The organism is Streptomyces sp. NBC_01497, from assembly GCF_036250695.1.
GTDB lineage: Bacteria > Actinomycetota > Actinomycetes > Streptomycetales > Streptomycetaceae > Streptomyces.
In genome coordinates, this window is record NZ_CP109427.1 from 7,360,210 (window position 1) to 7,382,077 (window position 21,868).

A 21,868-nucleotide genomic window follows, 5' to 3' on the forward strand; every position below is an offset into this window, starting at 1 on the left:
GCGGTACGAAGGCCCTTCATGCGGCCACTCCTGCCCGCAGATCGGCACCACGGGCGACGAGGGCCGTCGGCACAGCACGGCCGGCGCGGTCCCCGGCCGCTGCAGCCGCCCGGCCGGGCGTCTCAGCCCGCTTCGGGATCCGGCCACGCCGCAGCGCTTGACGCGCGCACTCGCAGGGTGGGCGCGAGCCGTGCCGACGCCACCTCTTCGCCCGCCATCCGACGCAGCAACATCCCCGCGGCGTGCCGGCCCACCTCCTGAAGTGGTGAGTGGACGCTGGTGAGCGGGATGCTGAGCTGCGCCGAGGTCGCCAGGTCGTGGTAGCCGACCAGCGCGAAATCCCGACCCACCGTCAATCCTCGGTCCCGACACGCACCGATCACGCCTATGGCGGAGTAGTCGGTCATCGCGAAGACTCCGGTCGGCGGCCGAGGGCTGTCCATCAACATCCTCGCTGCCGTGCCGCCGGCCTCTACGTCGAAGCCGCACCTGACCACCAGTTCCTCGGGGAGCGGCATGCCCGCCTCGGCGCAGGCGCGGGCGAAGCCCCGCTCACGATCGCGGCTGGTGCTGGTGAACCGAGGGCCCGCCACCACGGCGATCCGCCGGTGCCCCCGCTCGATCAGATGCCGCGCGGCCAAGTAGCCCCCCCATTCGTCGTCGACGGTCACCGCCGGGTGCTCGCCACAACTCCGCAGCGTCAGGACGTAGGGAACGTCCTGCTCCGCGAGTTGGCCGAGGAACGGGTCGTCGAGCCGTGACGCGCCCAGCAGCAACCCGTCGACCCGGCGGCCCAGCAGTCCGTCGACCCTGCGCTTCTGCGCCTCGGGTGTGTCGTTCGCGCCCACCAGCAGGGACTGCAGTCCGTTTTCGCTGAGGGTCTGCTCAATGGCTTCAAAGACCGCTGCCACGACCACGTCGCTCAGCCGGGACATCACCACGCCGACAGTGCGGGTACGGCCCGAACGTAGGCTCGCCGCCCACTGATCGGGCTCGAAACCCATCTCCTTGGCGATCTTACGGACTCGGACAGCCGTAGGGGTGCGGCTGGACGTCAGTGCCGGCTGGCTGAGCACGCGCGAGACGGTGGACATGTGCACACCCGCACGTTTCGCGATATCACGCATCGTGACCCGGCCGCCCGGCCCACCACGCGCCGCGGCCGGCCCGGTGCCTCCGTCGGCTTCCTGCATCCGGGGCCTCTCCTTGCTTCCATCCCTGACGGTTGCCTTGTGACTTCGCAGTATAAGCTTTCCTGCCGATTGCCAATCGATTGCATGCCGGATGGGGAGTGCGTCCGCAGACTGCGTGAGAACGGTGTCGCCGCCGCCTGACGCCACCGAACATCTCGTGTCGCGCCACGGGCGGGCCGGCAGGGCCGACGGACCGAAGGCCAGCTGTGCGGACGGTGGCGGCCACCGCCGTCGCGCGGTCCGGCGTGGTCGCGCATCCGATCCGATGCGGTCGGATCGGATGCCACCTCGATGGTGTTGCGCCATTCCGTGCCACCTGCGGGCAAATGCACTCTGCCGTGGCACATTGTGCCGTGACGCCGCTTTGGAGAGGTGAGCGCTGCGCCGGCAGGCAACTGCTTGCGGATGAGTCGAAATGCTGCCCGTACACGCGGGCTGGAGCGGAGGTGCGCTGCCGTGCCCGAGGGCGATGTAGTCATGCGAATTGCCGCCGACGGGCGGGTGATCGAGTGGTCTGCCCGAGCCCAGGAAGCCTTTGGCTGGTCTCCGCAGGAGGCGGCGGCCAGTTCCCTCGGGGCGTTGATGAGGCACATCGGCACCGCAGACACCTCTTCGGCCCTGCCGGCCGCCCTGGGCCCGGTGACGGTGCGACCGGTGCTTTCCGACGCGCTAATGGTGTGGGAGGTGCGGGCGAGCGCCGCCGACAGTCCTTCGGGGCGGGACCTGGCAGTCTTGCGGGCGCTGTTCACCCACTCGCCGGTGGACCTGCACATCCTCGACGAGGACCTGCGCATCATCCGGGTCAATGATGACGCCCGCGGGTCGCACCATCCTGCCGGTTCTCTTCTTGGCGGGGTGTTCCCGGGTGCCTTTGGGCTGGCCGCACCGGATGTGGAGGCGACAGCCGCGCGCCGCGTACTCGAGACCGGTGAACCTGCCCTCCGCCGGGTAGTGCGATCAACGCCGGATCCCGGCAGTTCCAGGCGCAGAATTTACTCGATCTCTTACGTACGCCTGGAAGACGAAGGGGGAGAAGTACTGGGTCTGGTCGCCTCAGCTCTGGACGTCACCGACAGTGAGCGGGCCATTCAACGTCTGCGGGTTCTCGAAGAGGTCCGCAGACGCGTGGGCGGCCTGCTGGAGGTCATGGCCGTATGCCAGGAACTGGCCGATGCTGTGGTGCCCGCGTTCACGGGCATCGTGGTGGTTGAGGTGATCGAGGATGTCGTCCGCGGCGAGGACCCGCCCCTCGCACCCGTGGACCGGCATGTGCCTCTACGTCGTGCCGCTTTCCGGGGGCAGGTGTCGGCGCATCCGGTGGGTGAAGCGCGACGACTGCCCGAGGGGACCCCCTTCTCACGGGTCCTGAGCGATCTGCGTCCACGGCTTGTCCCCATTGAGAGGGACAGCCTGTGGCTGTCGGCCGATCCGGCACGAGCGGAGGCGATCAGGGAATCGGCCGCCCACTCCCTGATCGTCGCTCCTTTGACCGTGCGAGGGCAGGCCCTCGGTGTCGTCAGCTTCTACCGCCACATGGACGAGGAGCCCTTCGACGAAGACGACATCGCACTGACGTCCGATGTGTGCGCGCATGCGGCGCTGTGTATTGAGAACGCCCGGCGCTACACCCGTGAGCGCACCATCTCCGCGACTCTCAAACGCAGACTGCTACCGCAGCGGCCGACAACACCGTCCACGGTCGATATCGCGCATCTCCACATCCCTGGTCCCGGCGGCGGAGGCGCATGGTTCGACGTGATCGAACTGGCCGGCGCCCGGACCGCGCTGATCCTTGGCGATGTCGCAGGACGGGGCCTGGTCACAGCCACCACGATGGGGCAGCTGCGGACCGTCATTCACTCCTTGGCCGCCCTGGATCTGGAACCGGATGAGCTGATGGCACGACTGGGCGACACCGCTGCGAGGCTGGCCGCCGAGCGGGCGTCCTTGCCCCTCGGAGACCCGCTGAACCAGGAGCCTCTCACCGCCAGTTGCCTGATCGCGGTCTACGACGCAGTGAACCAGATGTGCACCGTGGTGCGTGCGGGACTGGCGGAACCGTACGTGGTCCTCACCAACGGCAACTCGATGCTGATGCCCGTTCCGGCGGGTCCCGTCCTTGCCGGGGCCGATCATGCCCCGTTTCCCGCCACCACGTTTCCGCTGCCCGCCGACAGCATGCTGGCGGTCAGCAACGAAGGTCTGCTGGAGACATCAGCCCAGTTGCGTTCGCTCCTGGATGCCGGCGCCGACCGGCCTTTGGACGACGTGTGCGACACCGTCGCCTACGCGATGAGAGACCGCAACGAGAGGGAGATGATGCTGCTGCTGGCCCGCACCAAAGCGCTCCCCGCCGACAGAGTGCTGACTTTGCCGCTACCCGCCGAGCCACAAGCCGCATCCATGGCGCGGGAGGCGAGCCGCGCCCAGCTTGAGGCCTGGAACATCGACGAGGAGGTGGCGTTCACCACTCAGCTCATCGTCAGTGAGCTCGTCAGCAATGCGGTGCGCTACGGCGCCCCGCCCATTCGGTTGCGGCTCATCCTGGACAAACGCCTGACGGTGGAGGTCGGTGATACGGCCAACAGCGCACCGCACCTCAAGCATGCCCGCACCATCGATGAGGACGGGCGGGGGCTGTTCATCGTCGCCAGCATCGCCGATGACTGGGGGACCAGATACGTTCCCGACGGCAAGACCGTCTGGGCTCAGCTGCTCGCGGACACAACGTCAACTGACCTTCAACGCTTGGGCGGAGCCCGCGAGCGCAGCCGCTGAGACGGCCGCAGCGACGACCATGTCGTCCACGCGGACGCGGCCCTCACCGTCGCGGCCCTCCTTCTCTGCCCGTCGTCGGCCGGGCCGGCTCGCTGCCGTTGCCGCGTTGTGGAGAGCGGCCGGGTCAGGTCGCGCAGAGAGCCCGCTCCCCGTTGAAAGCGCTGGGCCGCCACGGCGGCAACTGACGGCCGCCTCGGATGCGTCGGCGGCCGGTCAGGCCCCGGATGTTGTACAGCAGGGTGAAATACGGCACCGCCAACGTGCCGGTGCTCGGGGTGAGCGTCACAGCGATGCGGGCCGAGGTGCGCGTGGGCGGAGCCCGGCAGTCACAGCATCAGCGCCTTCGGTGGGAACCTCCAACCCCGCGTCGCCGCCCGAGGACCACATGCTGCCACCGCTGAAGGCCAACGATCGCCCCTTCGCGGTGAGCGGAAGAGGGCGGTCACGGCCTGTCCCGTCGCGTCCTGATCGCAACCTCCGGCCGTGCGGGACGACGGGCACGATGAAGGCTTCGCCACGTCATATCGGTGTGTAACACGGATTTCGGCGTCTCCCGTAGGTAGTTTCGGACCGCCCTGACTGCCGACGTCCCTGTTCGTCCGTGCCCAGGGATTGCCGGACCGCTGGCGTGGGAGGTCTTCCGTGGTTGACGTGCCGTTCTGGCTGTGGGCAGCGTTTGCCGTCACGGTGGTGGTAGCGCTGGCGGTGGACCTGCTGGCGCACCGTGACGCGCATGTCATCGGGTTCCGGGAAGCCGCAGCCTGGAGCGGAGCGTGGGTCGGTCTCGCCGTCGTCTTCGGTGCGGTCGTCTTCCTCGTTCTGGGCACGACGCCGGGGGTGGAGTACACCACCGCGTGGCTGCTGGAGAAGAGCCTGTCCGTCGACAACCTCTTCGTCTTCGCGTTGATCTTCGCCTACTTCAAGGTGGAGCGTGCTCACCAGCACCGCGTGCTGTTCTTCGGAGTCATGGGCGCACTGGTGTTCCGCGGCCTCTTCCTGGCTGCCGGGGTGGCCGTGGTCAGCCGGTTCACCGCGGTGCTGTTCGTCTTCGCGGCCATCCTCTTCTACAGCACCTACAAGATCCTCAAGGGAGAGGACGAGAGCTTCGACCCGGGCAAGAGCATCGCCGTGCGGTTGCTGCGCAAGATCGTGCCTGTTCGGGACGAGTACGCGGGGATGAAGTTCTTCGTCAGGGAAGCCGGCAAACGGGTTGCCACTCCGCTGCTTGCGGTCGTTGCCGCGATCGAGGCGGCCGACCTGGTCTTCGCGGTGGACAGCGTGCCCGCCGTCCTCGCCGTCAGCGACAGCGCCTTCATCGTCTACACCAGCAACGCCTTCGCGATCCTCGGCCTGCGGGCGCTGTACTTCCTGCTCGCCGGGCTGCTGGACCGCTTCCAGTACCTCAGCAAGGGTCTTGCGGTGATCCTCTCCTTCATCGGCCTCAAGCTGATCCTTCAGGCGTCTCACAAGCTGTTCAGCACCAGCATTCCCGAGATCCCCTCGCCGCTCAGCCTGGCCGTCATCGTGCTTGTCCTGGCCCTCTCCGTCGTACTGAGTGTCCGGCATCCCCCGCCGGTCACCGGCGAAGGCAGCGCTCCCGGCGTACGGGACGAGAGCGGCGCGGGCCCGGGCCGGCCCGGCGAACAGCCCTCCATCCAGGAGACGCGGGAGACCCAGGACCGGGCCGACCCGCCGAGGGGCACCTGACCTGCCCACACTTCCCCGTTGTGTGCGGCCGCCCTCGAATGTCCCCGTCCCCGACCGCGGGATCGGCAGATGGCAAGGACCGGGACCGAACACCATCCCGTCTCACGCTGCTCGCGCCGAGGCGGCCGGGCTTCCCACGGCGAGCTCTCTCCGCTCGTCCCTCCGCCGTGATCGGCGAGGCAGGTGGCACGCGCTGCTACGCCTCTTGGCGCCGCCGGCGCAGTTGGCCGAGGACCACCCTGATGGGGACCAGAACGAGCCGGCACCACTTGGCGCCTGAGGGGGAGACGAAGGCCAGCGGGACGGAGGCGAGGAAGACGAGGGCCGTCGTGCCGAAGTCAGTGGCCAGCAACCGCACGCTGGGGGCCGACAGGGGACTGCTGACCAACTGGGGGCGGCGGGCGACATACAGCAGCAGGAACAGGTGCACGGCGTCGACCGCACCGACGGCGCCCGCGTAGATGCCGCCGCGCGGTACCTTTCGATGCCCTCAGTGGCGAGGGCTCCGCGACTGCTGCCGCACCTGGACAGCGAGTTGCTACCTCTCGCTCGCCCGCCGGCATCTGGGGCGGACGCGTGACTGCGCCGCCTTTGCACCAGCGCAGGACGGATCGCGAAGGAGATCGGTGGGTTGCGCGCGACGCCCGTACAACGGTCGGATGAGCCGGCCCGCGAGCTTTGCCGAGCAACTGCAGTGCGAGAGCGCGGAGTTATCGGATCTGTGGCCGCGTACGAGGTGGAGACGTGCGGCGCGGGGGGCGGGCGGGCGATGCCTGCGGCTTCGACGGGCGGTGGCCGGGCATGCCGACGGGGCGGCGTACGCCGGACACGGTGTCGGCGTACGCCGCCCCGAGGCGGGACGAGTGCGAAAGGCAGCCCGGCTTCAGGCGGTTACCTCGGGTCCCGGTTGAACTTCGAGGTCGACCAGAAGTAGCCGAGCACCGCGAGCCCCACGCACCACCCGATGGCGAGCCACCCGTTGTGGCCGATCGCACTGCCGAGCAGCAGGCCCCGCAGGGTCTCGATGGCGGGGGTGAACGGCTGGTACTCGGCGAACGGCTGGAACCAGCCGGGCATGGAGTGGATCGGTGTGAAGGCGCTGGACAGGAGCGGCAGCAGGATCAGGGGCAGCGCGTTGTTGCTGGCGGCCTCGGCGTTGGGGCTGATCAGGCCCATGCCGACCGCGATCCAGGTGAGCGCGGTGGCGAAGAGCACGAGCAGTCCGATGGCCGCGAGCCACTCCAGGACGGTGGCGTCCGTGGACCGGAAGCCGATGGCCACGCCGACGGCTCCGACGAGGACCACGCTCACGATCGACTGCAGCACACTGCCGATGACGTGCCCGACCAGCACCGAGGAGCGGTGGATCGCCATCGTGCGGAAGCGGGCGATGATGCCCTCGCTCATGTCGTTGGACACGGACACCGCGGTGCCGATCACGGTGCTGCCGACGGTCATCAGCAGCAGGCCGGGCACCACGTACGCGATGTACGCGGAGCGGTCCGGAGAGCCGCCGATGCCGGAGCTCATGGTGTCGCCGAAGATGTAGACGAAGAGCAACAGCAGCATGATCGGGGTGAGCAGCAGGTTCAGTGTGAGGGACGGATAGCGCCGCGCGTGCAGGAGGTTGCGGCGCAACATGGTGGACGAGTCACGTACGGCGAGGGCGAGGGCGCTCATCGGGAGGTCTCCTTCGGCTGGTGGGGGACGGTGGCGTCGCCGGTCAGGGCGAAGAACACGTCGTCGAGGTCGGGGGTGTGCACGGTCAGCTCGTCCGCCTCCACGCCGGCGGCGTCCAGCGCGTCCAGGACGGAACGCAACTCGCGCTGGCTGCCGCCGCTGGGGATCCGCAGCGACAGTGCCTCGTCGTCCCTGGTGCCCTGGCTCAGGGCGTCGGCGGCGGACCGGTAGGCGGCGGGGTCGGTGAAGCGCAGTCGCACGTGGCCGCCGGGGACGTGCCGCTTCAGCTCCTCGGCGGTGCCCTCGGCGGCGATCCTGCCGTCGTTGAGCACGGCGATGCGGTCGGCGAGTTCGTCGGCCTCGTCCAGGTACTGCGTGGTGAGGAACACGGTGACGCCGCCCGTGACCAGTTCGCGGATGATCTGCCACATGGTGTGGCGGCTGCGCGGGTCGAGGCCGGTGGTCGGCTCGTCGAGGAAGATGATCCGGGGGCCCCCGACGAGGGTCATGGCGATGTCGAGCCGCCGCTTCATGCCACCGGAGTAGGTGGAGGCGGGCTTCTTCGCCGCCTCCACGAGGTCGAAGCGCTGCAGCAGTTCGGCGGTGGTGCGGCGGCCCTCGCGCCGGTCGAGGTGGTGCAGATCCGCCATGAGCAGCATGTTCTCCTCACCGGTGATCAGGCCGTCGACGGCCGAGAACTGCCCGGTGACACCGATCGCGGCGCGCACGGCCTGCGGGTCGGCGGTGAGGTCGTGGCCGCCGACGTGGATGTCACCGGAGCCGGCGCCGGCGGAGACGAGGGTGGAGAGGATGTTCACGACGGTGGTCTTCCCGGCGCCGTTCGGGCCGAGCAGCGCGAAGACGGTGCCTGCCGGGATGCGCAGGTCGATTCCGTCGAGGACGAGCTGGTCGCCGTAGGACTTGCGCAGCCCGACGGCGGAGATCGCCGCGGGTGGCTGCTGGACGATGCCAGTCTTGGATGTGGGCATGACAGATGAAGGCACGGGGTACTCCCGGACGAGGATGCGGATGGCGCGAACGGTTGGGTGGTCAGGCGCGGGCGCGGCGGATGTCGATGTTGCCCCAGCGGGTCCGGGCGCGGACCTCGACCGTGTCCTCGCTCTGTCCGGGGGCCTCGGAGGCGTCGAGCGTGTTGCGTACCTGCCCGTGCTCGGAGCTGACGTCGAGCCAGGTGGCGACGCCCTCGCGGATGCCGACCTCGATGGCACCGTAGGAGGTCTCCAACTGGACTGTTCCACCGCTTACTTCGGAGACACGCAGCGCGCCGTGGGCCGTGGTGGCGACCACCGAACCCCCGGCGTCCGCGATGGTGATGTCGCCGTTGGCGCCACTCACCCGCAGGTCGCCGGTCGTGGCGCCGACGGTGGTGGTGCCGTGCGAGTTCTTCAGGACGGCGGGGCCGTCCACCGTGCCGACACGCAGGCTGCCGAAGCTGGAGGTGATCTCGGCTCTGCCCTCGACCCGGTCCACGGTGATCGAGCCGTGGGAGGCGGTCAGTTGGAGTGGCCCGGTCGTGTCAAGGCGGACATCGCCACCCGAGGTCTTGACCCGGACATCGCCGAGCCGGCCCTCGCCGAGCACCTGGGTCCAGGAGCCGGTGGCGTCGACGCGCGATCCCGTGGGCAGCTCGACCGTCACGTCGACCAGCCCGGTGGGCCCGAAGAGATAGCGCTCCTTGGTCCTGACCGTCAGGACGCCGTTGGTGCACGTGACCTCGGTCTGCTCGGCGGCACGCAGGTCCTTGTCCCGCTTCGGGTCGCGGGGCCGCACCTCCACGACGGTGTCGGGGCGGTCGGCCGCGACGAGGCGGACGGAACCGGCGCCCACGTGGGCGGTGACCGAAATCGGTTCGGGAGTGTCGAAAGAAGGCATGACTGTACCGTCCTCATGGGTCCGTTGCGCGTCCCCGCTGGTGGGACGTGGTGTGGGTGAAGTGGCGCAGATGGCGTGAGGTGGGGCGGGTGAAGCGGTGCGTGTGCGGTGGTACGGGTGAAGCGGTGTGCGTACGGGGCTGCTAGCGCACCCAGCCCGCGAAGCTCTGTCCGATGGTGCGGGTCTTCTCCGGCGTGCGCGGCTGCGTGCCGCCGTCGACCGCGGCCGACACGGCCCGCACCAGCCACGCGTTGACCGACAGGCCCTCACGGCTCGCGGCCTCCTCGGCGCGCGCCTTGAGGTGGGCCGGCAGGCGGAGATTGACCCGGGCGGTGCCGCCGTCGTCGCCCTCGGCCGGAGCCTGCGCCGTGAGCGGTTCGGCCGGCCCGGCGGGCGTCTGCTCCGGGACGGGGCCGGGCCCGCCGGGTGGCAGCGTCACCACGAAGTCGGGGTCCAGCCCGCGCAGCCGCACGTCCACCGAGCCGGGGGCGAGTTCACGGGTGACCTCGTCCATCGCGGCGGACAGCACATTGAGCAGGGTCAGACGCGTCGCCGACTCCAGTGGTGCGGTCAGCCGCGCCGCGAGCTCGCGGGCTTCGTCGCCCCCGGCTTCGGCGGCCACCGCCAGTTCCCTGTGGAGTGTTTCGACATACGGCGTGAGGTCCATGACGCCATAGTGGCACCACTATGGCGCCATTGGCAAGCGAACAGATGCGATCCCTGGTGCGAAGTGAGACTGTGGCCCGGCGATGAACTTGTTATGCCAGGTCAGAGCCCTAGGCGCAATCTGGCACCGTCGTGGTGTCGGGGTGTCGTGAGGTGGCGCCACGGTGATGCCGCTCGGATGGCGCGGGGTGGCTCACGGCTCGCGACGGTCCCCCGGGGTCGAATCCCCTCCACGGAACCGGATCCTCCGCCACGGTGTTCTGGCAGCATGAAAAACCTGTGGCGTCAGAAGGGGGTTCGCGTATGGGCCGGATGCGGATCAGGGCCGGGCGCGCGACATGGCCGGCGCCGCCGGTGCCGTTGTGGGGCGCCACCCGCACGGCGCTGCTCGCGCTCGGGATCGCCGTGGGTCTGGGCCTGGGAACGCTCGGCTGTTCCCACCCGGCGACCCCATCCGGTGGTTCCACCCCTTCCGATGGTTTAGCCGGGGGTGCCCGGAGCGCCACCCGTGCGCCGGGCTCCGGCTCTGCCTCCCCCACCTCCAGGGCTCTCCCCGCGACGCAGGTCACCGGGGACTGGCGCTCCTGGACGCAGTCGCTCTCCGGCCCGGTCGCGAGTGGTGCCTGCGATGCCACGGCGCACCAGGTCGTGTGCGGTGCCGGAGCCGACGGGTTCGCCGGACGATCCCGCGTCACCGGCGCCGTGACCTGGCAGATCCCCTCACTCGCCGCCGGCAGGTCCGTGGGCCTGGTCCTCTCGGCGTCCGACGAGCGCGCCGTGGCGGCGGGCGCCGACGCCCTGCACGCGGCGAACCTGCGGACGGGAACGAGCGCCTGGAGTCACCGGCTCCCCCCGGGGCGGACGTACGTCGCCCTCGCGCAGGGCGCGGGCACCGTGTACGCGACCGACGCGGCGGCGGGTTCCCCGGGAGGGAACAGCACGGTCGAACTCACCGCGTACCGTGCCGCCGACGGCACCGTCCTGTGGCACCGGGGCGGCGTCACCGCCGATCCGGCGGAGCCGCCCCGCGCGTCCGGTGGCCGGGTCTACACCACCGACGGATCGGTGGTGACGGCCCGCGACGCCCGTACCGGCGATGTCGTGGCCACCAGCCGCGCCGGGACCGAGTGCCCGCAACTCGTCGCGGGCGGCGGCTATCTGGTCTGCACCGGCGACGGGCTCTCCGCCTCCGACACCTTCCCGCCCGTCGTGCGGCTCGATCCGGTGACACTGCGGCCGCTGCGCACCCTGCGGGACAGCGGGATGAAGCCGGTGCGCGCACTGTTCTCGGACGACGGCGTGCTCGTCCTGTACGAGGAGAACGCGGAGGACGGCAGTACGGGCGACTGGACCGCGTTCGACCTGGACAGCGGCGCGGCGCTGTGGAGTTACCCGGCGACGAGCGAGCAGGGAGCCCTGGACGGCGGCAGGTTCGTCACGTTCACCCCCGGGAACGACAGCCACCAGGGCCGGCTGATCAGCATGGGCCTGCGCGCCGGGCCCGCAGGCAAGGGCACCGCCGCACCGCGCTTGTCCCCCGCGTACCCGGAGACGAGCGGCAGCAGATACCCGGCGGTGATCGTTCCCGGTGGGGGCGGGGGGCACCTGGTCGTACGGACCACGGTGCGCGGAGCGCTGCGGTCCGTTCCGGCTCCCTGAGGGCGGCGGGCCACCGACGGGGCGTGAGCGGATCCGGCGCGCCGCGGGCCGCGCGAGCCCCGTGCCTGAGTCGGTCCCGGCGGTGGCCCGGTGCCGCGCCGAGGAGTTCCCTCGCCCGGCCCGTGTGGGGCCCGAGCGGCTCCGTGGCAACGGCGCGCGCGTCCTGTCCGGCAGGTCGCTGTCCCGTCTTCCCGGCACGCCCGGCGCTCGCCCGGCCGAGCGCTGTTTCCGGTCCGGTCCGATCCGGACGTACGCCGAGATCGCCGTGTGGTGCACGCCTGCCGTGGCGGGGCCCCGCCCGGAACACACCGCTTCCATGATGGAAGTGCCATACTGTCCCGGCCGGACGATCGTGAGGACACCATGAAACACACCAGCTTCGCCGACATGCAGTGCCCGATCGCGCGCGCACTGGAACACGCCGGGGAGTGGTGGAGCATGCTCATCCTGCGCGACGCCTTCCTCGGGATGACCACCTTCGGCGAGTTCACCCGAAGTCTGGGTATCTCGGAGAACTCGCTGGCCCGCAGGCTGAACGCCCTGGTCGACACCGGCCTGCTGGAGCGTCGGCCGTACCAGGAGCGACCCGCCAGGTACGAGTACCTACTCACGGACGCCGGTCGCGACTTCCTCCCCGTCCTCGTTTCCCTCGCGCAGTGGGGGGAGAAGCACGACCGTCCCGAGCTCCCGTCGCCACGCGTCGCCGATGCCGCCAGCGGCCGGACGCTCAGGACGGTCCTCGTCGACCGGGCGACGGGCCGGGAGGTCACAGGACACAACGCGACCCTCGTACGCGAGGCAGGAGACACAGAGGAGGCAGGCGTGGAGGCGTGAAACGCGCCCGGGGCCTCCCACGACGGACGGCCGCCCCCGGCCGGACGGTCCGGCGGGGGCGGCCGACGTGACGCGGTGCTCGGTGTGGTCCGCTCGCCTCGGCGCCGTGCCCGGGGCGCCGGGCTGTCGTGTCCCGGGTCAGAACGCGCGCGCGTACTGCTGCGGCACGTGCGCCGTGTCGCCCAGCTCGGCCGCCGCGCGCTGCGCCCATGACGGGTTGCGCAGCAGTTCGCGGGCGAGCAGGACGGCATCCGCCTCGCCGTTCGCGAGGATCTTCTCGGCCTGCCCGGGCTCGGTGATCAGGCCCACGGCGGCCACCGGCATCCGCGTCGCCGCCTTGACCTGCGCGGCGAACGGCACCTGGTAGCCGGGACGGAGCGGAATGCGCGCGCCCGAGACATTGCCGCCGGTGGAGATGTCCATGAGGTCCACGCCGTGGGCGAGCAGCACGTCGGCGAGGCGCACGGTCTCCTCGGCCGTCCAGCCGTTCTCCTCCAGCCAGTCGGTGGCGGAGATCCGGAAGAACACCGGCAGGTCCTCGGGCCAGACGGAGCGCACCGCGTCGACGACCTCCAGTGCGAACCTGGCGCGGTTCTCGAACGAGCCGCCGTACGCGTCCGTGCGGTGGTTGCTGTGCGGCGAGAGGAACTGGTGGACCAGGTAGCCGTGCGCGCCGTGGACCTCCGCGACCTTGAACCCGGCGTCGAGCGCCCTGCGGGCCGCGTCGGCGAACTGCCCGACGATCTCGGCGATGCCGTCGGTCGTCAGCTCGGTGGGCACCGGGTGCCCGTCGGCGAACGGTACGGCGCTGGGCCCGACGACCTGCCAGCCGCCGTCCTCGGGGGCGACCGGGCCGCCGCCCGCCCACGGCACGTGGGTGCTCGCCTTGCGCCCCGCGTGCGCGATCTGGATGCCGGGGACGGAGCCCTGGGACGAGATGAAACGGGTGATCCGGCGGAACGCCTCCACCTGGGTGTCGTTCCAGATGCCGAGGTCGTTCGGGCTGATGCGGCCCTCCGGGCTGACGGCCGTGGCCTCGGTGATGATGAGCCCCGTGCCGCCGGCGGCGCGGGCCGCGAGGTGCGAGAAGTGCCAGTCTCCGGGGACACCCGCGCCGGGCCCCGTGGCATCGGCCGAGTACTGGCACATGGCTGCCATCCATACCCGGTTGGGAAGGGTGAGGGACCGAAGGGTGCAGGGCTCGAAGAGGGCGCTCACAGGAGCTCCAATCAGTGCGCGGTTCGACGGTCGACGTACGCTGGTACGGTACCTGTCGTACTACGGCATGTGTCAAACAACGGTCTCTCGTACTATGGGAGCCCTTCCTTCCCGCAGGCATCCAGACGAGGTTGGTGTCGCTGTGGCCGCCCCGACGAACCCACGTGAGCTCGCTCACCCCACCCGCGCCGAGATCCGCCTCGAAGCCGTGCTCCACGCCCTGTCCGATCCGCAGCGCCTGCGGATCGTCCGCGAGGTCGCGGAGATGGAGGGGGAGGAGATCGCATGCTCGCGCGTGGGCCTGCCGGTGTCCAAGTCGACCCTCACCCATCACTTCCGGGTGCTGCGGGAGAGCGGCGTGCTGCAGCAGGTGTATCGCGGGACGGCCAAGATGAACCGGCTGCGCCGCGAGGACCTGGACGCCCTTTTCCCCGGACTGCTGGACGGCGTCCTGCGGGCGGCGGAGGCGCAGGCGGTGCGCTGCGCCCCCTGAGGGCGGGCCCGGAGTCTCCCGTGGGTGCCGGCGGTGTCGCCCCATGGTGTGCCATGACGGCGCGTCATGACAATAAGGGCGGATTGCCTGATTAAGTTGTGAATGTGTCGGAACACAAGCTGATGACCGCCCGCACATGTGACGAGTACACCGTGCAGGGCCTGCCCGTCTGGGAAGTGCAGGGGTACGGAACGGTGACCGACGCCGGGCGCGATGTCCGTCCGCCGTGGCTCGACGTCCGCCTCACCCTGCCGGACGGGGCACGGGTGGACGTGCTGGCCGTGGTCCAGGGCGACACGATCGCCATCGAGGACGCCCAGGCGGATCCTCCGCTGCCCCTCGCGGGCCTCGCCGCTCTCGCCTCCGCCCTGGACGCACCCCTCCAGGCGGCCTGCGCCTCGGTGACGGGTTCCGTCCCGGTTCCGCCCGATGGGCCCACGGCCCCGATCGTGGACGGCGCGGGGGCCGGGGCGTTCGTGGCCCGGGCCGAGGAGCCGCCCGCCGCCGGGCAGGGGGCCCTCGCCGGGACGGCCGATGCGCCCCCTGAGCCGTCGTTCCTCCCCGCGGGGCCCGGCCCCTTCGCGGTGGGGCCCGCGCCGGACGCGCGGCAGGAGGCATCTCGGGAGGCTCCCGCGGACCGTCGCGCCGAGACGGCTGGACCGACGTTTCCCGGATCCTTGCCCGAGTCCGTCGCCCAGGGGTGCGATGCCGTCCGTCCGGAGGCGCCGCGCACGGCCGGGGCCGCACCGCCCCCGGCCGCCGGGCAGGGCGCCCTGACGAACGCTGGGCCCGAACCGGCTCCCGGCCCCGAACCGAGCCCCGACCCCGACCGGGCGCGGACGGCGGCGGAGGTATCGGCCGGCGCCACGGGACGCCATCGCGGCCGCGCGGTCGCCCCGTGGGGTGCCGCGCGGCGCCGGGACGTCGTCGGTGTCTACCGGGCAGCCCAGTCCCGTGGCCAGGACCCGGTCCTCGCCGTGATGGCGGCTACCGGATTCAGCAGGCGCCGCTCCCTGCGGCTGATCGCGGGCGCGCGCGACGAGGGGCAGTTGCCCTCCCGGCGCAGGCGCGCCTGACGCGCCGGCCCGCTCAGCCGGGTACGCGCGTTTCGCCCGGTGTCCCGTCCGGCGCTTTCCCGTCCGGGGCTTCCCCGGCCGGCGGGACGCCGAGCCGCCACTCCAGGCCGTAGCGCTGGAACAGGTCGGTCCGCAGTCGGACCAGGGGCATGGGCGCGCCGGGTATGAGGATCGCGAACACCGCACCCATCAACTGCGCCCGCAGCAGCGGGTAGTCCGAGTCCGGGTCGGGCGACCCGTAGCGGACGACGGTCTCGCGCAGCAGCTGTGCGAGCCGCTGCTGCTCGGGGCACCGCACGAACCCCTCGGCCTGAAGGATCCCCGCCATGTGGGTGCGCATGAGCGTCGGGTTGGACACCGTGAGCCCGAGGACGGCGTCCACCGCACGGGCCATCAGCTCGCGGCCGTCGTCCGTGCGCGGTTCCCGCTCCAGGCCGGCCTGCAGCGTACGGTGCATCAGCCGGTGCACGGCCGACTGGAGAAGCTGCCGTTTCCCGGGGAAGTAGTACGAGACCAGGCCGCGCGCGGATCCGGCCCGGTCGGCGATGCCCGCCAGCGTCGTCGCCTCGTACCCTGCCTCGGAGACCAGCTCGACGGTCGCGTCGAGGAGCCGCTCGCGGGAGCGTCTCCGCATTTCCTCGTTGACCTCTGGGCTTCGGGGGGACATGCTGTGACTCCTGCGTTGACTGGCTCTTGGCCAATATACTCAGTGCGTCCTGCCGCGTGCCCGTACGGGTCCGTTCGGCGGGGCTCGTCTGCCTTGGGCGACGCGGGGGATCGTCCAAGGCAGACACATACGCATATCCGCTCCGCGGCGGCGGAGCCGTCCGGCACGCCCGCCGTGGCGGGAGCGCCGGACGGGGACGGGTACCTACGGGTGCGCTCCGACGCCCGCGAGTGCGAGCACGGGCCGCAGCCCGGCCGGTCGCTCCTCCACCGGCAGGTGATCCACGAAGAAGACCCCGCAGCCGAGCGCCGCCGCCCCGCCGTCCGCCTCCCGGCTGTCGCCGACCATCAGCACGTCGTGCGGGTCCTGGCCGAGTTCGTCGCACGCCGCCTGGAACAGCCGGGCGTCCGGTTTCTGGATGCCGTGCTCGAACGACAGGACGTACGCGTCGATCAGCTCGTCCACCCCGTGCGCGCGGAACACCGGCCGCAGGTCCCAGCCGATGTTGCTGACCACCCCGACCGCGATCCCGGCGCGCCGCAGTCCGCCCAGCACCTCGGTCACGTCGGCGTACGGCCGCCAGGCGGCGGGCGCCATGTGACGTTCGTACAGGGCGTCGTAGAGACCGGGGTGCGGCAGCTCCACCTGGCGGGCGACCCCCGTGAAGGCGACCCGGTGCAGTTCGGCGCTCTCGTCCCGGGCCGCCCACGCGTGCGACAGGTGGGCCGGCACGCGTTCCGGTAGCGGTCCGCCGGGCAGCGCGCCCGCCACGGCGAGTCGCATCGCGCTCCGGCGCATCTCGTCGGCGGGCATGTCGACACCGCTCTGGGCGAGCGCCGCGCTCAGCCACGACTTGGCGGATTCGATACGGAACAGGGTCCCTGAGAAGTCGAAGAGGACTGCCTTGAACGTCATGGCACCGATCCTCGCGGGCTCACCGCCCCCGGGACAAGGCCAAACGCCCGTAACAGGCGACGGACCACGCCACAAGGAAGATCCCGAGCAGCCAGCCCCCCAGTACGTCGGACGCCCAGTGCACGCCCAGCCACAGCCGGGTGAACCCCACGCCGACGACGGACACCGCCGCCACCGCGCACGCCGCGGCCCAGCCGCCGCCCCGCACGCCGTAGCGGCGCAGCACCCACAGCAGCAGCCCGCACGCGACCGTGGCCGACATCGCGTGCCCCGACGGGAACGCCGCGAAGCGCGCCGAGTCCACCGGGTGCGTCCAGTGCGGCCGGCTCCGGTCCACCGCGGCCTTCACCGCCTGCTGGAGCCCCCAGCTCACCAGCGTCACGGCGACCAGCCCGCCCGCGAGCCACCGGTCGCGGCGGACCCATAGGACGATCACCGCCGCGGCCGTCAGCGCCCGCATCGTAGAGGGAGCCCACACCCGGTCCGTGAACACCCGGATCACGTGGGTGGGACCCGGTTCCGCCAGGGCGCGCCGGTGCAGCGCGACCGCCACCGTACGGTCGAACGACAGCAGCGGTCCCCAGCCGGCCGCCACGAGGGCGAGCAGCACCACAAAGGCGGCCGCCGTCACCACGGCGGTCCTGGCGGAGGGTGTCAGCGGTACGCGCATACGCCTGATCCTTGCCGAGAACATGGCGGGCACGACGCATCCGGCCGTGCGGCGGGGCAGCGGACCCGGTGGAGCGGCGCCCGGAAGGGCCCGGCCGGTGGCCCGTACGCGGTACGGGGTGTCTCAGCCCAGGGCGTGCAGTCCCGGCACCAGCGCCACGATCAGCGGCACTGCGGGGACCAGCGCCGCGGCGGCCGTCAGGCGCAGGCGACGGCCCGGCGCGAGCCTCGGCACCGGGGACAGCAGCCGGTTCACGCGCTGCGGCAGCTCCGCGTCCGCGGCCGGAGCCGGCCCGAACACGCCGCGCTCCTCGTTCAGTTCGACCAGGGCGAGAGCGATCGCCCGGTGCCCGTAGCGCCGCGAGGCCGAGTCGTCCGCCGCCAGCTCCACCAGCCGGTGGATCTCGTCGCGGAACGCGGCGAACACCGGGATCTGCGGGAACCCGTTCGCCAGCGCGCCGGAGCAGTGCCGCAACCAGTCGTGGCGGGCGCGCGCGTGGCCCTCCTCGTGCGCGAGGACGGCGTCGAGCTGGCGGTCCTTGAGCCGGCGCAGCGCCGCCGTCGTGATCACCAGCTGCGGCGCCGCGCCCGGCAGCCACCAGGCGTCCGGCTTGTCGCCCTCCAGGACCACGAGGGGCTCCTCACCCGGCACCTCGCCGGGCAGCACGGGGGAGCGGACCAGCAGCTCCCGGCGGCGCTGCACGCGCCGCCTGCGGGACCGGTGGATCTCCCGGGTCAGCATCGCGGCCGTCCACACCCCGCCGCTCGCCAGCACGATCGCGAGCGCCGCGGACCAGGGCCGGTGCCCGTCCAGCGCATAGGCCCTGGCCACACCCTCCGGAGCCGTCGCGAAGACATGTCCTCTGACGGAAGCCCAGGTGGCGGCGGCGCTGAAGAGCATCGACAGGGCGAAACTCAGCAGGACGGCGGCGACGACGCACTGCCAGACCCACAGCGCCACCACCGGCTCGCGCTCGCGCCAGTCGGCCCGCGACAGCAGCCGCGGTGCCACGACGGCGGCGAGCGCCCCGAGCAGCAACAGCGCCAGCGAGACCATCATGGCCCCAGCCTATGAGGATCAAGGCACCCCGGATAAGGGCCCGGAGGGCACGTGACGCAGGACACTCCGCCCGCCGTCGGTCAGCGGCGGCCCGGCAACTCCCCTCATGTGCGGGCCTGTCGGCCCCCGTACGGACCTCGCGGCCCGGTCGCGGACGAGGTCCGGCGGGGCCCGGCGCACGGGAGCAGGGGAAGGGGGGGCGGGATGACCCGGCGGACGGGGCGGGGGACCGGAAGGTGTTCCGCGCGGCCGGGACGGCCGTCCGGAGCCGGCCTCACAGCGTGAGGAGCATGGCCAGCATCGCCGTCCCCATGGAGAGCCGGCACGCGAGCGCCAGCTCAGGACGGTCGCCCCAGCGCACCCCCCGCACCGGGCCGGGGCCGCCGGACGTCCCGGCGCTCCCGGCGCCGGCGGTGAGCGTCCCCGGCATGAGCCGCGCACCCGCCCACAGCACGTAGCCCGCGAAGTAGAGCAGCAGCAGTCCGGTGACCGCCGGCGACCCGGCCGCGCGCTCCGCGCCCATCCCGGCCATGCCGCTCATCCCCGCGTGGCCGGCCGGGGCGGCCGCCATCACCCACGCCATGTAGACCATCGCCAGCATGCCGAGCAGATGGTGCAGGTGGTGGCCGGGACCCCCCCGGCGCAGCGCCATCGCCCCGCCCGCCGCGAGCGCGCCCGTCGCGAACACCGCCGCGTACGCCGTCCAGACCCAGCCGGGCGGGGCGATCACCGCGGCCGGCACCGCCATCGCGGCCATGCCGAAACCCATGAGGGCCTCGCCGCGCGCGGTGGCGCGCCGCTCCGGCGTCCTGCTGCGCGCGCGGAGCACGCAGTACGCCCCGGACGCCGCGCACAGCGCGACGAGCAGCCAACTCACCAACAACGGTGCGTGCATGGCGCGGCACTCTCCCCCGACGTGTCGGTACGGCCCAGCGGCGGCCTGCGCGGGGCAGTCGTTCCCAGGAAAGGGCTGCCCGGCCTGCTCGGCGCGCATACGAGCGCACGGGGACATCAGGGGGCGTGCCGGGCGGCGCTCGCGCCCCCGACGCTCTTTCCGTACCGGCGGTCAGGCTGCGAAGCCCGGCTCGTCCCGGGGCCTGGCGAGTGTCGACCCAGGCTTCCCGTGGACGCAGCGGAACAGCCTCGACACGGCGGTCTGCCGCGGTTCGACCCCCGCGACGCCGAGGGTTCCACGCGTGGCGGCACACACCGGGCTCGGCCCGGCGCGAGGGGCCCGCACGAGGCACGCGGCGCCGCCGCCGCCGGCCCTACCCGGAGGGAAGAACGGTGGGGAGGCATCGGCTCCCCACCGTTCCCGGGCCGCCCGCCCCAAGCGTTCACGCGGTACGTACGGGCTCCGGACGCTCGCAGGTACTGCTGACCCGCAGAGTGCGTTCTTGTTCCGCCGCGTCGAGCAGCGTGAGCATCACATCCAGTACGTGGCGCGCGAGTTCGGCGGACGCGCGGTGCGGCCGCCCGGCCGCGAGGGCGTCCGACAGGTCGGCGAGGCCCGTCCCGCGGCCGCCGCCGGGGCAGCCGGCCGACACTGGAAGCGTCTCCCAGTCGCCGCCCGCCGCGAACAGGTCGACGGGCCCCTCGAAGCCGTTCGGGTCCGGGACGGACAGGGACCCCTCGGTGCCGTGCACCTCGATGCGCGGCAGCCGGGCGGCGTGGATGTCGAAGCTCATCACCAGGGTCGACAGGGCGCCGTCCGCGTGCTCCAGCACCCCGGTGACGTGGGTCTCCACCTCGACCGGGAAGACCGATCCCGCACGCGGCCCGCTGCCGACGACACGCTCCGCGCGCGGTCGCGAGGAGGCGCCGGTCACCCTGGTGACCGGGCCCAGCAGATGGACGAGCGCCGAGAGGTAGTAGGGACCCATGTCGAGTAGCGGGCCGCCGCCCGGCCGGTAGTAGAACTCCGGGTCCGGGTGCCAGTGTTCGTGCCCTGCCGTGGTCATGAACGCGGTCGCGGCGACGGGCCTGCCGATGCGCCCGTCGTCCACGGCCCTGCGCGCGGTCTGGGTGCCGGTGCCGAGCACCGTGTCGGGCGCGCAGCCGACCCGCAGGCCGGCCGCCGCGGCGGTGCGCAGTATCGCGTCCGCCTCCTCACGGGTCGCGGCGAGGGGCTTCTCGCCGTACACGTGCTTGCCCGCGGCCAGTGCGGCGGTCGCGACCTCGGCGTGCACGGCGGGGATCGTCAGGTTGAGCACGGCGTCGACGTCGTCCCGTACGAGCAGGTCGGCGAGCGAGTCGGCGACCGCGGCACCGGGGGCCCGGTCGGCCACGGATGTCGCGCGGGCCGCGTCCAGATCCGTGACCGCCCTGAGGACGACGTTGTCCAGACGGGCCAGCGTGTCGAGGTAGGCGCCGCTGATCTTGCCCGCGCCCACCATGCCGATCCTCAGCGGCCGGCCCACAGCAACCCCCTCTCCGTGAGGGTGCGTACCTCGGGCACGTCGAAGTCGTCCGGTTTGTGGCCGATGGTGGAGACGAAGACGCGCCCCGCCTCGACCGTCCTGGTCCACACGGCGGGCATGGTGACCGCGTGCGGACGCCGCTCGTCCGGCTCGAACTCGGTGGTCGCGAGCACGTCGATGTCCCCGTCGGTGGCCATCCAGTACTTCTCGGTGTGCACCCGGAAGTCACTGAGCCCGGCGATCACGGGGTGCTCGGAGCGCTCCTTGACCAGCTTCACCGTGTGGTCCGAGAAGCCGGAGGGGTGCATCAGGAACTGGCCGCCCGTCAGCAGGGTGTAGTCGACGTCGCCGCGGAACGCGTCCACGATCCCGCCGTGCCATCCGGCGAAACCGGTGCCGGCGCGCACAGCCGTGACCAGCCCCTCGCGCTGTTGCGGCGTGATCTCACCCATCGTCCAGCACTGGATGATCAGGTCGGACGCGGCGAGGCGCCCGGCGTCCTCGTAGACGGCGAGGGTGTCGCTGACCTCGACCTCGTAGCCGTTGTCGCGGAGGAAGGGCAGGAACAGGTCGGTGATCGCCACCGGCTCGTGTCCCGGCCAGCCGCCACGGACGACCAGGGCACGTTTCTGTTCGCTCGTCATGCGCGTTGCACGCTCCCATCGGTGTTGCGCGGCAGGGCCCAGCAGTCGTGCTGGAGCGGTTCGGGCACGGGGTACTTCGCGGCGGAGGCCCCGTCGAAGTCCACTCCGTGCCCCGGTTTCTCGTGGGGGGCGGGACCGCCCTCCGAAGCGATGATCGTACCGGGAAAGACCTCGTGGACGGGGGGTTGGCCGACGGTGGTCTCCTTCCCCCCGAAGGCGAGCGAGCTGGCGTCCCGCGCGTGGGGCGCCCGGGGGAGGCTCGCATGTCCCGGGGGCCGGAGCCCCGGAGGCGGGCT

20 protein-coding genes are annotated in these 21,868 nt (G+C 71.9%); 6 read left to right on the forward strand and 14 right to left on the reverse strand.

What is annotated here, in order from left to right; all coding sequences use genetic code 11:
* Positions 1-122: 122 nt before the first annotated feature.
* Complete coding sequence (locus OG310_RS31180) at positions 123-1,193, reverse strand: LacI family DNA-binding transcriptional regulator (RefSeq protein WP_329459177.1); 1,071 nt, start codon at positions 1,191-1,193, stop codon at positions 123-125.
* A gap of 456 nt (positions 1,194-1,649) precedes the next feature.
* On the opposite strand from OG310_RS31180, the gene OG310_RS31185 reads away from it, so the two are divergent.
* Both OG310_RS31185 and OG310_RS31190 read left to right on the forward strand, forming a co-directional pair.
* A complete protein-coding gene (locus OG310_RS31185) occupies positions 1,650-3,971 on the forward strand; it encodes a SpoIIE family protein phosphatase (protein WP_329459178.1) in 2,322 nt (773 codons plus the stop codon).
* Between the two features lie 642 nt (positions 3,972-4,613).
* Positions 4,614-5,678: a TerC family protein gene (locus OG310_RS31190; protein ID WP_329459179.1), complete on the forward strand. Its 1,065-nt coding sequence runs from the start codon at positions 4,614-4,616 to the stop codon at positions 5,676-5,678.
* A gap of 196 nt (positions 5,679-5,874) precedes the next feature.
* Here OG310_RS31190 and OG310_RS31195 read toward each other — a convergent pair whose 3' ends face one another.
* The 5 genes from OG310_RS31195 to OG310_RS31215 form a co-directional block, all read right to left on the reverse strand.
* The gene (locus OG310_RS31195; protein ID WP_329459180.1) at positions 5,875-6,108 is read right to left on the reverse strand and encodes a hypothetical protein; all 234 of its coding nucleotides are present in this window, start codon (positions 6,106-6,108) and stop codon (positions 5,875-5,877) included.
* Positions 6,109-6,569: 461 nt separating this feature from the next.
* Positions 6,570-7,358, reverse strand: a complete 789-nt coding sequence (locus OG310_RS31200) for an ABC transporter permease (RefSeq protein ID WP_329459181.1) — start codon at positions 7,356-7,358, stop codon at positions 6,570-6,572.
* Positions 7,355-8,347 carry an ATP-binding cassette domain-containing protein gene (locus tag OG310_RS31205; protein WP_329459182.1) on the reverse strand — a complete coding sequence of 331 codons (993 nt, stop codon included), beginning with the start codon at positions 8,345-8,347 and terminating at the stop codon, positions 7,355-7,357. Before OG310_RS31205 ends, OG310_RS31200 begins: the two co-directional genes overlap by 4 nt.
* Before the next feature lie 61 nt (positions 8,348-8,408).
* A complete protein-coding gene (locus OG310_RS31210) occupies positions 8,409-9,251 on the reverse strand; it encodes a DUF4097 family beta strand repeat-containing protein (RefSeq protein ID WP_329459183.1) in 843 nt (280 codons plus the stop codon).
* Between the two features lie 142 nt (positions 9,252-9,393).
* Complete coding sequence (locus OG310_RS31215) at positions 9,394-9,918, reverse strand: hypothetical protein (RefSeq protein ID WP_329459184.1); 525 nt, start codon at positions 9,916-9,918, stop codon at positions 9,394-9,396.
* Positions 9,919-10,220: 302 nt separating this feature from the next.
* Between OG310_RS31215 and OG310_RS31220 the strand changes: the two genes are divergently transcribed.
* Together OG310_RS31220 and OG310_RS31225 are read left to right on the forward strand one after the other, a co-directional pair.
* Positions 10,221-11,576 (forward strand): outer membrane protein assembly factor BamB family protein, encoded by a 1,356-nt coding sequence (locus OG310_RS31220; RefSeq protein ID WP_329459185.1) that lies wholly within the window; start codon positions 10,221-10,223, stop codon positions 11,574-11,576.
* A gap of 363 nt (positions 11,577-11,939) precedes the next feature.
* Positions 11,940-12,410 (forward strand): winged helix-turn-helix transcriptional regulator, encoded by a 471-nt coding sequence (locus OG310_RS31225; RefSeq protein WP_329459186.1) that lies wholly within the window; start codon positions 11,940-11,942, stop codon positions 12,408-12,410.
* Between the two features lie 138 nt (positions 12,411-12,548).
* On the opposite strand, the gene OG310_RS31230 is transcribed toward OG310_RS31225, so the two are convergent.
* Complete coding sequence (locus tag OG310_RS31230) at positions 12,549-13,628, reverse strand: NADH:flavin oxidoreductase/NADH oxidase (protein ID WP_329459187.1); 1,080 nt, start codon at positions 13,626-13,628, stop codon at positions 12,549-12,551.
* 142 nt (positions 13,629-13,770) lie between these two features.
* Between OG310_RS31230 and OG310_RS31235 the strand changes: the two genes are divergently transcribed.
* Positions 13,771-14,121: an ArsR/SmtB family transcription factor gene (locus tag OG310_RS31235; RefSeq protein WP_329459188.1), complete on the forward strand. Its 351-nt coding sequence runs from the start codon at positions 13,771-13,773 to the stop codon at positions 14,119-14,121.
* 104 nt (positions 14,122-14,225) lie between these two features.
* Positions 14,226-15,197, forward strand: coding sequence for a DUF6214 family protein (locus OG310_RS38625; protein WP_443078773.1), 972 nt, complete (start codon positions 14,226-14,228; stop codon positions 15,195-15,197).
* Between the two features lie 13 nt (positions 15,198-15,210).
* Here OG310_RS38625 and OG310_RS31250 read toward each other — a convergent pair whose 3' ends face one another.
* From OG310_RS31250 to OG310_RS31280, 7 genes are all read right to left on the reverse strand, one after another.
* Complete coding sequence (locus tag OG310_RS31250; protein WP_329459189.1) at positions 15,211-15,864, reverse strand: TetR/AcrR family transcriptional regulator; 654 nt, start codon at positions 15,862-15,864, stop codon at positions 15,211-15,213.
* Between the two features lie 204 nt (positions 15,865-16,068).
* The gene (locus OG310_RS31255) at positions 16,069-16,779 is read right to left on the reverse strand and encodes an HAD family hydrolase (RefSeq protein ID WP_329459190.1); all 711 of its coding nucleotides are present in this window, start codon (positions 16,777-16,779) and stop codon (positions 16,069-16,071) included.
* Positions 16,780-16,798: 19 nt separating this feature from the next.
* Positions 16,799-17,449 (reverse strand): phosphatase PAP2 family protein, encoded by a 651-nt coding sequence (locus OG310_RS31260; RefSeq protein ID WP_329459191.1) that lies wholly within the window; start codon positions 17,447-17,449, stop codon positions 16,799-16,801.
* Between the two features lie 123 nt (positions 17,450-17,572).
* Positions 17,573-18,508, reverse strand: a complete 936-nt coding sequence (locus tag OG310_RS31265) for a M56 family metallopeptidase (RefSeq protein WP_329459192.1) — start codon at positions 18,506-18,508, stop codon at positions 17,573-17,575.
* Positions 18,509-18,782: 274 nt separating this feature from the next.
* Positions 18,783-19,403, reverse strand: coding sequence for a DUF5134 domain-containing protein (locus tag OG310_RS31270; protein ID WP_329459193.1), 621 nt, complete (start codon positions 19,401-19,403; stop codon positions 18,783-18,785).
* Positions 19,404-19,845: 442 nt separating this feature from the next.
* The gene (locus tag OG310_RS31275) at positions 19,846-20,928 is read right to left on the reverse strand and encodes a Gfo/Idh/MocA family protein (RefSeq protein ID WP_329459194.1); all 1,083 of its coding nucleotides are present in this window, start codon (positions 20,926-20,928) and stop codon (positions 19,846-19,848) included.
* Positions 20,913-21,572: a ThuA domain-containing protein gene (locus OG310_RS31280; RefSeq protein WP_329459195.1), complete on the reverse strand. Its 660-nt coding sequence runs from the start codon at positions 21,570-21,572 to the stop codon at positions 20,913-20,915. Before OG310_RS31280 ends, OG310_RS31275 begins: the two co-directional genes overlap by 16 nt.
* Positions 21,573-21,868 lie beyond the last annotated feature (296 nt).